General features: G+C 69.8%; 15 protein-coding genes. 9 read left to right on the top strand and 6 right to left on the bottom strand.

Annotated elements, in window-relative coordinates:
- Window positions 1-143 precede the first annotated feature (143 nt).
- The 5 genes from C4K88_RS02880 to C4K88_RS02860 all read left to right on the top strand — a co-directional run bounded on the left by C4K88_RS02880 (window position 144) and on the right by C4K88_RS02860 (window position 2,753).
- Window positions 144-665, top strand: a complete 522-nt coding sequence (locus C4K88_RS02880) for an Asp23/Gls24 family envelope stress response protein (RefSeq protein WP_104120096.1) — start codon at window positions 144-146, stop codon at window positions 663-665.
- 164 nt (window positions 666-829) lie between these two features.
- Complete coding sequence (locus C4K88_RS02875; protein ID WP_104120095.1) at window positions 830-1,012, top strand: hypothetical protein; 183 nt, start codon at window positions 830-832, stop codon at window positions 1,010-1,012.
- A 5-nt stretch (window positions 1,013-1,017) separates the two neighbouring features.
- A complete protein-coding gene (locus tag C4K88_RS02870) occupies window positions 1,018-1,488 on the top strand; it encodes an Asp23/Gls24 family envelope stress response protein (protein WP_104120094.1) in 471 nt (156 codons plus the stop codon).
- Window positions 1,485-2,066 carry a DUF6286 domain-containing protein gene (locus C4K88_RS02865; RefSeq protein ID WP_146065595.1) on the top strand — a complete coding sequence of 194 codons (582 nt, stop codon included), beginning with the start codon at window positions 1,485-1,487 and terminating at the stop codon, window positions 2,064-2,066. The genes C4K88_RS02870 and C4K88_RS02865 overlap by 4 nt, the downstream gene beginning before the upstream one ends.
- Window positions 2,067-2,132: 66 nt before the next feature.
- Complete coding sequence (locus C4K88_RS02860) at window positions 2,133-2,753, top strand: hypothetical protein (RefSeq protein WP_104120092.1); 621 nt, start codon at window positions 2,133-2,135, stop codon at window positions 2,751-2,753.
- A gap of 40 nt (window positions 2,754-2,793) precedes the next feature.
- On the opposite strand, the gene C4K88_RS02855 is transcribed toward C4K88_RS02860, so the two are convergent.
- The 6 genes from C4K88_RS02855 to C4K88_RS02830 all read right to left on the bottom strand — a co-directional run bounded on the left by C4K88_RS02855 (window position 2,794) and on the right by C4K88_RS02830 (window position 9,914).
- Entirely contained in the window at window positions 2,794-3,171 is a 378-nt protein-coding gene (locus C4K88_RS02855) for a DUF1622 domain-containing protein (protein WP_241521666.1), read from the bottom strand.
- Window positions 3,164-4,564 (bottom strand): hypothetical protein, encoded by a 1,401-nt coding sequence (locus C4K88_RS02850; protein ID WP_104120091.1) that lies wholly within the window; start codon window positions 4,562-4,564, stop codon window positions 3,164-3,166. Before C4K88_RS02850 ends, C4K88_RS02855 begins: the two co-directional genes overlap by 8 nt.
- A 117-nt stretch (window positions 4,565-4,681) precedes the next feature.
- Window positions 4,682-5,119 (bottom strand): DUF7144 family membrane protein, encoded by a 438-nt coding sequence (locus C4K88_RS02845; RefSeq protein ID WP_104120090.1) that lies wholly within the window; start codon window positions 5,117-5,119, stop codon window positions 4,682-4,684.
- A 291-nt stretch (window positions 5,120-5,410) separates the two neighbouring features.
- Window positions 5,411-6,802, bottom strand: coding sequence for a cryptochrome/photolyase family protein (locus C4K88_RS02840; protein WP_104120089.1), 1,392 nt, complete (start codon window positions 6,800-6,802; stop codon window positions 5,411-5,413).
- A 141-nt stretch (window positions 6,803-6,943) separates the two neighbouring features.
- A complete protein-coding gene (locus tag C4K88_RS02835; RefSeq protein ID WP_104120088.1) occupies window positions 6,944-7,762 on the bottom strand; it encodes a PspA/IM30 family protein in 819 nt (272 codons plus the stop codon).
- Window positions 7,763-7,817: 55 nt separating this feature from the next.
- Entirely contained in the window at window positions 7,818-9,914 is a 2,097-nt protein-coding gene (locus C4K88_RS02830) for a TPM domain-containing protein (protein WP_306418594.1), read from the bottom strand.
- A 416-nt stretch (window positions 9,915-10,330) separates the two neighbouring features.
- Here C4K88_RS02830 and C4K88_RS02825 point away from each other — a divergent pair, with 416 nt between their 5' ends.
- The 4 genes from C4K88_RS02825 (at window position 10,331) to C4K88_RS02810 (ending at window position 14,373) form a co-directional block, all read left to right on the top strand.
- Window positions 10,331-11,632: a S1C family serine protease gene (locus tag C4K88_RS02825; RefSeq protein WP_438502318.1), complete on the top strand. Its 1,302-nt coding sequence runs from the start codon at window positions 10,331-10,333 to the stop codon at window positions 11,630-11,632.
- 167 nt (window positions 11,633-11,799) lie between these two features.
- Window positions 11,800-12,627, top strand: coding sequence for an electron transfer flavoprotein subunit beta/FixA family protein (locus C4K88_RS02820; RefSeq protein WP_174705198.1), 828 nt, complete (start codon window positions 11,800-11,802; stop codon window positions 12,625-12,627).
- Window positions 12,628-12,671: 44 nt separating this feature from the next.
- Complete coding sequence (locus tag C4K88_RS02815) at window positions 12,672-13,619, top strand: electron transfer flavoprotein subunit alpha/FixB family protein (protein ID WP_104120085.1); 948 nt, start codon at window positions 12,672-12,674, stop codon at window positions 13,617-13,619.
- Between the two features lies 1 nt (window position 13,620).
- The gene (locus tag C4K88_RS02810; RefSeq protein WP_104120084.1) at window positions 13,621-14,373 is read left to right on the top strand and encodes a PIG-L deacetylase family protein; all 753 of its coding nucleotides are present in this window, start codon (window positions 13,621-13,623) and stop codon (window positions 14,371-14,373) included.
- Window positions 14,374-14,421 lie beyond the last annotated feature (48 nt).

The raw sequence follows: 14,421 nt of genomic DNA, 5'->3' as shown, positions 1-14,421 counted from the left end.
CTCCGGGTGAGGACGGGCGGTCCGTCAGCTGGTATGGAGGCGGACCGAGCCAAAATAGGTGCGTTGTGGACGTGACGATTCGGGGTGGCCGGTGTCATTAAGGGTGTAGGACATCACCACCTCACACAGGAGGATCGATTCACATGGCAGAGGATCAGAGCACCGCAGCACGCAGGGCAGCAATCGTCCCCAACACCGGCGAGGAGCAGACACGTCAGGCGGAGCAGTCCCGTGAAACCGAGTCGGCGCAGCCGGTGGGCCCGCTGCAGACCCGACAGGGCAACACCACCATCAACGAGACCGTCGTGCAGAAGATCGCCGGCATCGCTACTCGCGAAGTTCCGGGCGTCTACGCCATGGGCAGTGCAAGCCAACGCGCGTTCAGCAGCATCTCCGAGCGTATCCCCGGATCACGGACGAATGTCAGTGGCGGGGTCACCGTCGAAAAGGGTGAGCGTCAGGCAGCAATCGACCTCAGCATCATCGTCGAGTACGGCGCGTCCATCGTCGAGGTCAGCCAGATGATCCGCCGCAACGTCATCTCCACCGTCGAGGAAGCAACCGGCCTGCAGGTCCTCGAGGTCAACATCAACGTCACCGATGTGCACCTCCCCGACGATGAGGACCGCGACACGGATGAGCCCGCCCACACCGCTCTGCAGTAGGACCCGAGTTGCCATCCGGCGCCAGGACCGCGCCGTCGTGCCGGTGGTGGCCCCGGAGCCGGACGTAGGGGGACTCCCGCGGATCCCTCCCATCGCTGCCCTCCGGGCAGCGGACCTCGTGTGAATGCGCCCGTAGAGGGCACTGTACGGAAAGGCATCCGATTATGAGCACAACAGCTGTGGGCCTGCTGGCCGGCCTCGTCCTGGGATGGGCTGCGGCATTCGGTGGTTTCTACGAGTTCGTCGTCGTCGCGTTCTTCGGCGCCGTCGGACTGATCGTCGCCCGAATCATCGACGGCAAACTCGACCTCGGAGCATTGACCGGACGCTCCACCACCCGCAGGTGAGCGACATGGGGGACATCAGCGAAGGGAAGGCATCGACGGAGGACTCCGCCAGGCACACCCGGACGCACCACTCCACCCTGCGCTCTCCCGACTCGCCGGGTTCGACCGGTTCCGATCCGTCGACACGGGGAACCCTGGTCATCGCGGAGCGAGCGATCGAGAAAGTGGCGAGCAACGCGGCCTCGAACGTTCCGGGCGTCAGCGGACCCTCCGGCGGTTTCCTCGGCCTCGGCGCCCGCCACAGCGACACGGCGCGGCCGAAGGTCGACGTGCAGCTCAACGGGCTCATCGCGTCCCTCCGCCTCAAGGTCGGCATCACCTACCCGGCACCGCTGCGGCGAACCACCGAGCTGTTGCGTGAGCGGGTCCGTGGGGAGGTCTCCAGGATCTGCGGACTCGACGTCCGGCAGATCGACATCGACATCGACACCCTCGCCGACGTCACGAGGAGCCAGGGCCGAAGGGAGCTCGCATGAGCCGCTCCGCCACCGCAGCCGGTACGGCTCGGTCATTGCACCGACGGTCGAGCCGCTCCTTACCCGCGACGCTGACAGCGCTGGTCCTTCTCTCGGCTGCGGTAGCCGGAGCGTGGATCGGGATCACCCGATTCACGACCGGCGCGTGGCCGAACTTTCTGCGCTCAGGACGCGAAGCCGCCGCTTCCCTCACGTGGAACAGCCCGACCGTCATCACCGCAGCGCTCATCGCGACCCTGCTCGGACTGATCCTGCTGCTGGCAGCGCTGCTGCCGGGGCAGCACAGCACCGTTCGACTGAACGAGCCGAAGGATCGTCGGGCAGGCCACTCCGAAGCGGTCCTCACCCGCCGCGGGCTCGGCAAGATCGCCGCAGCGCTCGTCGATCGCACCGACGGAGTCGACCGCAGCTCGGTGAGGATCGGCGCCAAGCGGCTGGAGGTCAGTGTCCACACACCACTGCATGATGCAGGCGACCTCGGCAATCGCCTCGAAGAATCCCTCGACACCAAGATGAACGATCTCGGGATCACGCCGAAACCCGTCGTCAGGGTACGAGTCGGCACCACTCACGACTGATGCACTCATGAGCGATGTCCGACCGACCCGCCACCCACCAACGGTATTCAACGGAAGAAGGACGTCATGAGGGACACCGCCGGACGCCTCAACCGCACATGGCTGGCCATCATCGGGCTCCTGGTCCTCCTCCTTGGCGCGGCCGGGCTCCTGCTGGCCAGTGGCGCTGCTGCCACCGTCACCAATTCTCTGAACGCCCGATTCACCCCCGCGCAACCCACCGACAGCGTGGTTCCGGCGGGACTCCGAGACGTCTTCGGCACCGGGGCGGCGCCCCTTGTCCTGACCGCGCTCGCCGTGGTCGTCGGATTCCTGGCCCTGCTGTGGCTATTCGCCCAGGTCCCGCGCCGGCATCCTGCCCGCACCTTCCGGCTGCATTCCGATGTAGGAGCTGCCGGCTACACCCGGTGCGAGCCCAAAGTCCTCTCCGAAGCCGTGGAGAACCATGTACTGCGACTCCCCGGAGTCACCGGAGCAGACGCGCTGCTCAGGGGAAGCGCCACCGAACCGGATCTGAACCTCACCGTCCGCGTCGACGACCGCGCGGACCTGCAAGCCCTGCTGTACCTCGTCCACACCCAGGTGGCAGCCGACCTCGAAACGGCCCTGGAGACCCCGCTGCGGAACCTCGCTGTCCTGATCACCGTCGGAAACCGGCAGCGCGAGGACAAGACTGCCGTCCTCTGAGGATCAGACCGTCTTCTGAGCACCGACGATCGGAGGGTGGTCATTCTCCCTGCGAGTCCTGAGGAGGAGTATCCGCCACGCGCCACTTCGCCCAGGGCCACACGCCGTCGATCTCCACCTCCAGCGAGAAGCTGAGCGCGATCCGGATCGCGACGATGCCGCCGAGGACCACGACGCTCTGCGGGGTCTGGTCCACGAGGATGGTCCGGATGATGTCCGCGATGATGAGTACCTCCAGCCCGAGCAGGATCGCGCGGCCCACGGTCCGTCGCAACCGCTCGTACGTCGTCCCGCGGGTGTCCGCTCGCCGCATCGTCGGTACCGCGGCCACGAGGGCGAAGCCGGCGCCGAGGATCATGATCAGCGCGCCGACGATCTCGATGGCGAGCACCCAGCCGGAGACGATCTCCTCAAACACGCTCGGTATCCCTTGGCGGCGGAGCGGCCCCGCCGCCGACGGGCGCACCGTCGACCCGCACGTCGACCTCCACGGCAGGCGGCCGCTGCAGCAGTTCCAGCAGCAGGATGGCGATCAGCGCGCCGAACGCCGTCCAGAGGGTCACACCGGGCGTCAGCGGCCGCACCAGCAGCACGATCGCGGCGCCGACGACGGCGATCGCGATCCGGATGTACCGGCGCGCGCGGTAGAGGAACTCGCCGAACCGGCCGGTGGTGACCCCGTTGCCCTCCGCAGCCGCCCGTGTTCGCCGGGCGGTGTCGACCGTGAGGCGACGCACCGCGAGGGCGCCGTCGAACGGCCCCGCGAGATAGGCGACGACGGCGGTCGTCACACCCGCGACCCCGACGGCGAGGGCCGTCGAGTAGAGCAGGGGCACGAGGGTGTCGTAGATCGCCTGGGCCGTGCTGGAGGGCATGTACTGGGGCGAGAGGGCATCGACCGCGGCGATGCGTCCGATGGCCACCCCGAGGGCCAGGAACACCATGCCCAGCGCCAGGGCGATACCGGCCCAGATCAGCGCCCGTGCCTTCCTCCGCGCAACGAGGACACCGGCGGCGAGCAGCCCGATACTGATCCAGGGGAGGACGAAGCCGAGCACGTCGATGGCCTGGTAGGCGGTGCGGGCCTGGCCGAGTTCGTCGGACTGCGCAACGACGATCGTGCGGTCCACCTCGGGGATGCGGTCGGCCAGCGTGAGACCCTGGGCCGTCAGCTGCTGTTTGACGGCCGCGATGATGGGCCCGAGCTGGATACCCACTTCGCCCGAGTCGCTGATCACGACCGCCCCGGAGGTGTCACCGCTGAGAGCGGCATTCAACCCGCTGTGGCTGCTCCGCAGAGCCTGGTCCCACACCTGGTCGAAGGCGTCCGAGGCGATGAGCTGCTCGGTCGTCGACGTGATCAGGGACTCGGCGCCCTGCACGGCCGGCTGCTCGAGCAGCTGGAGCGCCTCGGCGGCCCTGGGCGGCAGGTCGAGCGTCGCGATGCCGTCGAAGAGGTCGGAGGTGATCGTCGGGATGTCGACGCTGTCGTTGATTGTCGTCGTGATCTCGTCGACCAGGTAGGACTGGAAGGCAGGATCGTCGATGAGCGGTGACACGGTGGCGACGAACTGGTCGGTGTTCGTGACCTCGGCCTTCGTCCATGCCGCGACGACGGCGAGCGGGGCGAGGAGTGCCCCGAGCAGGATCAGCACCACGGCGAGGAACGCACGACCCCGGCCGCGTCCGGACCGCCGCGCGGCTGCGGGCGGTGGGGCCTCGTCCGACGAGGCGTCGAGTTGGGACCGGAGTCGGGCGACCTCCGCCGACAGCCGTGCGACTTCCTGGTCCCGGGTTTCTGTGACATGCATCTGGGGTGCGCCTCTCGGGTCGGAGGATGGCGTGGGAGGACGCCTGGGATGAGTGACCGGGATGCCGGGCAGGCCGGGCTGCCCCGGCGAAGATCTCACCAGGGCAGCCCGGGTTGCTCAGTCGGCGACGATGTCGCGTCCGTGCACGGTGACCGCCCAGATGATGAAGACGTCGAGGGCGATGATCGTGAGGCTCCACAGCGGGTAGAAGGGCATCCACGCGAAGCTCAGGATCATGCTGACACACGCCATGATGACGGCGACGGTCCTGGCCCAGACGGCCCCCCGGAACAGCGCACCACCGGCGAGCGCCACGAGGACGCCGAGGATGAGGTGGATCCAGCCCCACGTGGTGATGTCGAACTGGAGCACGTACTCGGGCAACACGATGTAGAACGTGTCGTTCAGGAGTGCGACGAAGCCCTGGAAGGCGTGGAAGATGCCGGTCATGATCATCAGCGTGCCCGCGAGAACGGTCACGCCGACGGCCCCTTCGCTGTGCTCACGTGTGGATCGGTCGTAGTTGCTGGTCGAGGTCTTGCTGTCGTGCACCATGGTGGCTACTCCCTAGTCGCGCGTCCACGCGGACGCATGGGTGGCCGGTTCTGCCCTTGCGGGCGTCCACCGTGACCCTGACCGGAGCCGGGTCGCGCGAACCGTCTGACACACCGAGAATCCCGCACCGCGCACGGGCATACATCACCCCAAGGTGGTGAGCATACGGACGGGCGGGGGCAGGGCAGGACCGACTACACGACGGCCCGCCCGGCCGCAATCACCCTTCCGGGATGATGCGTCGCCCGACGGCACGTGGGAGGCAGGGGAGCACGCCCAGCCCTGCGACGCTCAGCCCTGCGACAGGGCCTTGAAGGCGCTCAGCGCCCGCTCCCGGCTCTCCTTGAGGTCCACGACCGGCTCGGGGTAGCCAGGAGCCGCTCCCTTCCAGGGCTCGTGGATGTTGTCGGCGTCCGCCAGTTCGGGGACGAAGCGGAGGAGGTACCGGCCTTCGCGGTCGAACTTCTTGCTCTGCAGCACGGGGTTGAAGATCCGGAAGTAGGGACTGGCATCCGCTCCTGATCCGGCCACCCACTGCCAGCTCGCGGCGTTGCTCGCCGCGTCGGCGTCGACGAGGCAATCCCAGAACCACTGTTCGCCCACGCGCCAGTCGATGAGGAGATTCTTGATGAGGAAGGACGCCGTGGCCATCCGCACCCGGTTGTGCATCCAGCCGATCTCCCACATCTGGCGCATCCCGGCGTCGATGAGGGGATAACCCGTGCGTCCGCGCTGCCACGCGTCCAGCTCCGCCTGCGTGGACCGCTCCCAGGCGAACGCGTTGAACTCGGGGCGGTAGTTGACGGTCGCGAGTTCGGGGTTGAAGTACAGGAGCTGCCAGCTGAACTCGCGCCAGCCGAGCTCGGACCCGAAGACGCGGATGTCCTCCGCCGTCGAGCTGTCCTTGTGGTCCTGGGCCGCGTGCCAGACCTCGAACGGGCTGATCTCCCCGAACCGGAGGTGGGGGGAGAGCATGCTCGTGCCCTGGACCGCGGGGAGGTTGCGACTGTCCTTGTACCCGTGGGCAGCACCATCGAGGAAGTCGTCGAGGCGGGCGTGGGCGCCGGCCTCACCGGGCGTCCACGTCTCGCGCAGGCCCTGCGCCCAGTCGGGCGCCGTCGGGAGCAACCCCCAGTCGCCGAGCTCGTCGGACGCCAGCTGCGGGCCCCGGAGGGAGACGGGCGCGGGCAGCGGGGTGCGCGGGGTGCGGAACGTCAGGCAGGCCCTCCAGAAGGGCGTGAACACCTTGTAGGCCTCGCCGGCGCCGGAGGTCACCTCCCACGGTTCGTACATGAGGTTGGCCTGGAAGCTCGTGGCCTCCACCCCCCGGTCCGTCAGGGACTCCTTCAGCGCTGCGTCCACGGTGCGCTCCGCCAGGCCGTAGCGCCGGTTCCAGAGAACCGATCCTGCCGAGCACTCCTCGACGAGGCGCGGTACGACGTCCGCCGGCGCCCCCCGCCGCAGGACGAGGGGGATCCCGAGCTCGGTGAGGGACGCGGCAAGGGCGGCGAGAGAGTGATGGAGCCACCAGCGGGATGCAGCGCCGAGGGGGCGGATGCCCTCGCTCCCGTCGTCGAGCACGTAACAGGCGACGACGTCGTCCCCCTGCTCCGCAGCCCGGGCCAGGGCCGGGTTGTCGGAGATTCGAAGGTCGTCGCGGAACCACACCAGAGTCACAGCCATGCACTCAATCTACCGGCGGGCCCTGACAGTCCCTGCGGGGGGCGCAGCGGGGGACCGCAGCCGGTCGGCCGCGGTCCCCCGGTGCTCCGCCGATCGGTGGCCGGCTGACGGACGGCCGGTGACGGATCGGTCAGGAGCGGATCAGTAGGTGGTCTCGCTCTTCGACGGCGCGCCGGCGGCTGCGGTGTCCGTGGACGTGTCGGCGTCGCCGTCGCCGTCGGCACCCTGGCCGATCGCGGACCGCGACCCCGTGCCGGACTTCAGCGCCGCAAGGCGGGCTTCGATTTCCGTCTGCTCCCCGAGGTCCTCGAGGCTCTCGAACTGGGCGTCCAGGCTCGACGACGCGAGTTCCTGCTGACCGCGGACCCTCGCCTCCTCGCGGCGGATCTTCTCCTCGAAGCGGCCCACCTCGCTGGTGGGGTCCATGAAGTCGATGCTCTTGACGGCGTCGTGCACCTGCTGCTGCGCCTGCGCGGTGCGGGAGCGGGCGATCAGCTGGTCACGCTTGACCGTCAGTTCGTTGAGCTTGCCCCGCATCTGGTTGAGGCCGTCCTTGAGCTTCTCGACGATCTCCGTCTGGGAGGCGATGGTCGGCTCGGCGCCCTTCGCCTCGTTCTCCGAGGACATCTGACGCTGGATGGCGACCTTCGCGAGGTTGTCGAACTTCTGGGCGTCGGCCGCATCGCCGGACGCGCGGTACTCGTCGGCCTTGCGGGAGGCTGCGAGGGCCTTGTTGCCCCAGCTGCGGGCACTTTCGATGTCCTCGTTGTAGTCGTCCTGCATCATCCGCAGGTTGCCGATGGTCTGGGCAACGGCGCTCTCCGCTTCAGCGATGCTGTTGGTGAAGTCCCGGACCATCTGGTCGAGCATCTTCTGCGGATCCTCCGCCTGGTCGAGCAATGCGTTGATGTTGGCTCGGGTGAGCTGAGCCATCCTGCCGAATATCGACTGCTTTACCATTGATTTCCCTTTCGATTCTGCGAATGGTCGTTGTGTCCTGCCGGGCCTCGCGCGACTAGAAGTCGCCGCCGCCTCCACCGAAATCCCCGAAGCCGCCGCCGCCTCCACCGAAGCCGCCGAAGCCGCCGCCGCCGAAGCTGCCGCCGTCGCCCCCGAAACCGCCGCCGAAGGCGCCGCCGTCGTGGTGCCCGCCGCCGAAGCCGCCGCCGTTGAGCAGGCCGCCGAGCAGGATGCCGCCCAACAGGGCGCCGCCCATCCCGTCGCCGCCGCGGCCTCCGTACCTGCCGCCCATTCCCATCCCCATGCCGCCGCCGAAACCGTCGACGTCCTGTTCCGCGAGCTGGGCCGCCTGCTCGGCGAGCATCGTCGCCTGCTGGGCGTGGGACAGCGCGGTCACCGGGTCGGAGCGCTGGAGGTCGACGGCGTAGTCGAGATTGCGCTCGGCCTCCGCCAGGCGGGTCCGGGCCTCGCTGCCCACACCGCCGCGACGCGCCCGGATGTAGTCGGCCGTCCCCGAGATGCTCGACTGCGCCGCGATCAGCGCGTGCTGGAGGGCGTCCTGGGCGCGTCGGGTGTTCTCCGCCTGGTCACGCACGCCGCCGAGGGCGGCGTCGAGCTGTGCGTGGGCCGCCTCGAGTCGCTGCAGCAGCGCCAGCGGGTTGCTGCGTCCGTTCTGCCGCTCCTGCCGTACCGTCGTCACGGCGGACTGCAGGGCCGCGATCGGCCCGGCGAGGTCCCGGTACTGCCCGGTGCGGTCCATGGCCTGGGCCTGCGCGAGGTCCTGCTCGCTGTCGGGAAGCGCGTGCTCCAGTTCGCGCTCGGCCGCGGCGAGCTCCTCCGCCCGCCTGTCGATGGCATCCAGGAGGACCTCGCTCTGGTGCACCGCTTCCTCGGCGGCACGGACGGCGACGACGGCGCGCCCGGTGTCGTCCTGGGCCATCCGGGACTGCGCCTCGGTCGCCGCGCTGTCGACGAAGGCCAGGCGCTCCCGGGCCTGCTCGATGTTGTCCGAGACCTGCGAGGTGGCAGTGTCGAGGTATCGGCCCTGCAGGGTCCGCAGGGTCTGCTCGGCCGCGGAGAAGCGCCGCCGGGCCTCGTCCGCGGCGGACTGTGCGCGGCCGAGGGCGTCGGGCGCGTTCCGCTCGAGCTCGCGCAGCGCGTCGAAGTCCTCCTTGTGTTCCTGCAGTGAGGCGTTCACGTCCTCGCAGCGCCGGATGATCTCCCCGAGCCACTGGCGCTGCTGCTGCTCGGTGTCGGGGATGTGGTCGTCGAGCTGCTGCTGGAGTTTGAAGGACTCGCCCATGTGCTGCTTCGCGGCCGCGATGTCCTGGGAGAACGTGGCGATGGCCTCGGCCCCGTACTGTGCCTCCGCGAAACCGAGCTCCTGCTCACTGGACTTGATGGCGTCGTCGGCGGCGATCAGGAGGCTGCCCGCCCGCTTGCGGAGGTCCTCCACGCTCAGGGCCGCGAGCGGGTCCACGACCTCGCCCTCCGCGGACGGCACCGGCCCGTAGCCGTATTCCTCGCGCTTGCGCTGGGCGCTGCCGGCGCTGCGGTTCCTGAGCAGCATGTAGCCGCCGGCGCCCGCGACGGCGACGAGCCCGCCGACGAGGACGAGCCCGCCGAGGCCGCTGCCGCCGCCCGTGGAGGTCCCCCCGTCGGCGGAGGTCCCGCCGGCGAGCGCCTGGTCGATCCCCTCCACCGCCGCGAGGCCACCGCCCAGCCAGTCGTCGGCGGACAGTTCCGGGATGACGTAGTCCGTGCGGATCTCCTGGACCGACGAGTAGACCCCGGACTGCTCACCGGCCACGAGCGCCACCTCGCTCTGGTCCACCGCGACGGCGAGGACGGCCTCGTCGGCCGACGCCGCGTTCGCGACCGCCACTTCCTCGGCCCACTGTGCGGAGCCGCTGGGGTTCTCGAAGGTGTCGACGTAGGCCACCCGGACGGTGAAGCCCTGCGAGGCCTGCAGGTCGGTGATGGCGGCTTCGAGCTCGCTCTCCTCCTCGGCGCTGAGGACCCCCGCGTTGTCGATCACGTAGTCCCCGGGCGGGAAGGTGACGGGTGCGTCGGCAAAGGCCGCCGTGCCCGAGACCAGGGGGATCGCCACGGCGGCCCCCAGGACAGCAGAGACGCGGAGGCGCCTGCTCATCATTCGCATTCTCGACCCTTCAGCATGTCCTCCGGACCTGCCCGGTCCCAGGACTGAGGCCGGTGGATGCCGGAGGCTCCCTGTCTTCCCGATTCTATGGTCGGGGTGGGGGAGCGTCCACCATCGGCACCTATGCCCCTAGCGAAAGGCGCGGTGTGCTTCCCTCGGCCGCGCGGGAGGCGCGTTCCGCGCGGCCGCGGGGAGGATACTGGGACGCGACCCGACGACGGAGTGCTGCAGCCGCGCCTCTCCAGCGACTTCCCAGATCCCGCCCAGCGAACGCATGCTGGAGGCTCAGGGAAAGTTGCGATGATGTGGTCAACAGCAACGAAAGGACCCCCATGAACGAGCAGCCGGGTAACTCCGACCGTCCCCTTCCTCCCCAGCCGCAGACTCCGCCCCGGCAGGCTCCCTCCGTGTCCCACCCCGCCTACGCGGCGCACCAGCCGTTCTACGGCGGGCAGAACCCTGGCCACGGGCACACCGCGTCGACCAAGGAGTCTCGCGGAGGGGCCCGGGGGCGCCGGCGCGTGGGGCTCGCCACCTTCGCCGCGGGCGTGCTCGCCGCCGGTCTGGTCGGCGGGGGCGTGGCGGCGGCCACCCTCGGCGCCCTGGACGACGACCCGGCGGCGGCGATCTCCCAGTCGGCGCCGGAGTCGATCGTGGTGAACAACACGGACGACGTGAACACCATCACCGGCGCGGCCGTCAAGGCCTCGCCCAGCGTGGTCACCATCGCGGTCAGCGGTGGCACCTCCGGCGGGTCCGGCTCCGGCATCATCCTCGACACCGAGGGGCACATCCTCACGAACACGCACGTCGTGACCCTCGGCGGCCAGGTCTCGGACCCCACCGTGGAGGTCAAGCTCAACGACGGACGGGTGTTCCCCGCAACAGTCGTGGGAACGGACCCGCTGAGCGATCTCGCCGTCATCAAGATCGACGCCCCGGACCTCACCGCCGCAAGCCTCGGCAACTCCGACGAACTGAACGTCGGGGACACGGCGATCGCCATCGGTGCGCCGCTCGGACTCAGCGGCACGGTGACGGACGGCATCGTCTCGACCCTGAACAGGACCATCAGCGTGGCGTCCTCCGCCGTGCCGGAGGAACAGCCGGACAGCGCCCAGCCCGACGACGGCGAGGGCTTCAACTTCCTGCCCCCGGGCGGCTCCGCGGAGCAGCAGCCGCAGTCGCAGGGCTCCATCTTCCTCAACGTGATCCAGACCGACGCCGCCATCAACCAGGGCAACTCCGGTGGCGCGCTGGTGGACGCGGACGGCCGGATCATCGGCGTCAACGTCGCCATCGCCTCGGGCGGTTCGGGCGAGTCCACGGGCAACATCGGTGTGGGGTTCTCCATCCCGATCAACTACGCCGACCGCATCGCCCAGGAGATCATCGCCGAGGGCGAGGCGACGCACGGCTTCCTCGGTGTCAGCGTCACCGCCGCGGGGAGCGACGGCGCGCAGAGCACGTCCACCTTCTCGTCCGGTGCGCTCGTCGAACGGGTGGAGGCGGATTCCCCCGCGGAGGACGCCGGGTTGCAGGCCGGCGACGTGATCACCAAGGTGGGCACCTACGCCATCAGCGACCCCCAGTCGCTCACCGCGGCCGTCCGCATCCAGTCGGTCGGGCAGCAGGTACCGGTCGAGGTGGTGCGCGGCGGCGACGCGCGGACGGTCGACGTGACGCTGGCGCAGGCGCCCGCCCAGTAGCGGGCACCGGCGTCGTCGACGTCGCACCAGGAGGCGGTCCCGGATCGGGGACCGCCTCCCGTTCGTTGACGGGGAGGAGTGCACGGTGCGCCCGGCACCGCCCGCAGTCGGTGCCACCCTATGGTTAGCTAGTCGATGGGAAGATCCCCGGACGAGGAAGGTCATTCATGGACGAGGCCACAGCAAGCGGACTGCGCATCGCGGTCCTGGTGAAGCATGTCCCGGACGCCCAGTTCGATCGCCACATCAGCGGCGACGACCTGACGACCGTCCGGTCGGAGAGCATCCTCTCCGAACTCGACGAGTACGCCCTCGAAGCGGCCCTCCAGCTCGTCGAGGCCCACGGGGGCGCCGCGGCCGGGCACCGCATCACGGCGATCACGATGGGCCCCGCCGCCGCGGTGAACGCGGTGAAGAAGTCCCTCCAGATCGGCGCGGACGACGGCGTCCACCTGACCGATGAGGCCCTCACCGGTTCCGATGCATCCGCCACCTCCCGGGCACTCGCCGCCCTGGTGCAGCACGCCGGACCGTTCGACCTCGTCCTCACCGGGATGGCGTCCACGGACGGCGAGACCTCCCTCGTGCCGGCGCAGCTGGCCGAACGCCTCGGCCTTCCCCAGGTGACGTTCGCGGCGTCGCTCGACCTGACGCCCGGCGACGGCGGCTGGACGCTCGCCGCGCGCCGCGACAGCGACACGTATGCGGAGACCATCGAGGCCCCGCTGCCGGCCCTGGTCTCGGTGACGGACCAGATCAACGACCCCCGCTACCCGAACTTCAAGGGCATCATGGCGGCGAAGAAGAAGCAGATCCAGGTCCTGTCCCTGGCGGACATCGGCCTGAGTCCCGAGGAGGTCGGATTCGCCGGCTCGTGGACGACGGTGGAGGCGGCCGCCCCGCGGCCGCCCCGCAGCCAGGGCATCGTCATCACTGACGAAGGCGATGCCGGTATCCGGCTGGTCGACTTCCTCGCCGGGCAGAAGCTCCTCTGACCGGTGCCCGTCCGCACGTCCGTCCCCTCCAGGAGAGTTTCCCCATGACCTCTGTCCTCGTCTTCCTCGACCATCCCGCCGCGAGTCTCGCCAAGAGCGAGCGTGAACTCCTCTCGCTCGCCGCGTCGCTCGGTGAGGTCTCCGTCGCGCTCGCCGACGAGGCCGGGCAGGCCTACCTCGACGGCGTCGGGTCCTACGGCGTACAGCGGTACTACCGGCCGGAGGACGCCGCCGTCTCGGACGTGCTCGTGGCCGGGAAGGCCGCGTTCCTGGCCGAGGCCGTGCGCGCCTCCGGTGCCGGGATCGTGCTGCTCGGCAACTCCTACGAGTCCAAGGAGATCGCGGCCCGGACAGGGATCCGGCTCGACTCCGGGGTCATCACCGACGTCGTGTCGCTCGAGGGTGACCTGACGGCCACGAAATCCGACTTCGCCGGTTCCTACACCGTCCACTGCCGGGTGACCACCGGCGTCACGATCCTCACCGTGAAGCCGAACAGCTTCGAGGCCGTGGAGGCGGGTCTCCCGTCCTCCCCGGAGGAGGTCCGCGTGGCCGTCGAGCTTCCCCGGGCCGCCGCGCGCATCACGGGCCGGGTGGAGAAACCGGTGAGCGGCCGCCCCGAGCTCACGGAAGCCCGGGTGATCGTCGCCGGCGGGCGTGGCGTGGACGGCGACTTCGGCCCGCTGGAGGATCTCGCGGACGCGCTGGGCGGGGCCGTCGGCGCTTCGCGGGCCGCCACCGACGCCGGGTGGATCGAGCATTCCGCGCAGATCGGACAGACCGGCAAGACCGTCTCCCCGCAGCTCTACATCTCCGCGGGCATCTCGGGCGCCATCCAGCAGAAGGCCGGGATGCAGACCTCCAAGGTGATCGTCGCCATCAACAAGGACGCCGACTCGCCCATCTTCGAGATCGCCGACTTCGGGATCGTCGGGGACCTGACCACGGTGTTGCCGCAGGCCACCGAGGAGATCCGGAAGCGCGGGCTGTAGGGTGCCGCTCGCGCCGGACACCGCACCTCCCGCCCGTGTCCTCGTCTTCGCCGCCCACCCGGACGACATCGACTTCGGTGCCTCCGCGACGATCGCCGGGTGGACCGCCGCCGGTGCGCACGTCAGCTACTGCATCCTGACGGACGGCGACGCCGGAGGGTTCTCCGACGAGGACCGACCCGGACTCGCCGCGCTCCGCCGCGAGGAACAGATCGCGGCCGCCGGGCTCGTGGGCGTCACGGACGTCACCTTCCTGGGCGAGCCGGACGGGTACCTCCAGCCGACGGACGGCGTCCTCCGGGAGATCGTCCGGCGCATGCGCGAGGTCCGCCCGGACGTCGTCCTGTCCATGCACCCCGAGCGCAGCTGGGACCGCATCCAGAAGAGCCACCCGGACCACCTCGCCTGCGGTGAGGCGGTCACGCGCGCCATCTACCCTGCGGTCGAGAACCCCTTCGCGTATCCGGAGCTCGAGGCGGCGGGGCTGCGGAGCTTCCGGGTGCCCTGGCTGTGGTTCTACGGCGGCCCCGCGCATCTCGAGAACCGCTTCGTCGACGTCACAGGGTCCGAGGACACGAAGATCGCGGCGATCAGCGCCCATCGCAGCCAGCATCCGGATGTCGGGCGGATGCAGTCGAGGGTACGGGACATCCTCCGCGAGAATGCGCGGCGCGGGGGACTGCCGGAAGGCCGCAGCGCCGAGTCCTTCCACGTCGTGGGCATCAACACCGACGAGACGATCGCGGGCTTCTGACCGGACCGGCGACGCGGCACCGCGCGCGCACGACGGCGGACGGGTTCA

It is taken from the genome of Arthrobacter pityocampae, from assembly GCF_002927275.1.
GTDB classification, from domain to species: Bacteria; Actinomycetota; Actinomycetes; order Actinomycetales; family Micrococcaceae; genus Arthrobacter_D; species Arthrobacter_D pityocampae.
This window is presented reverse-complemented; position numbering and strand designations above follow the sequence as displayed.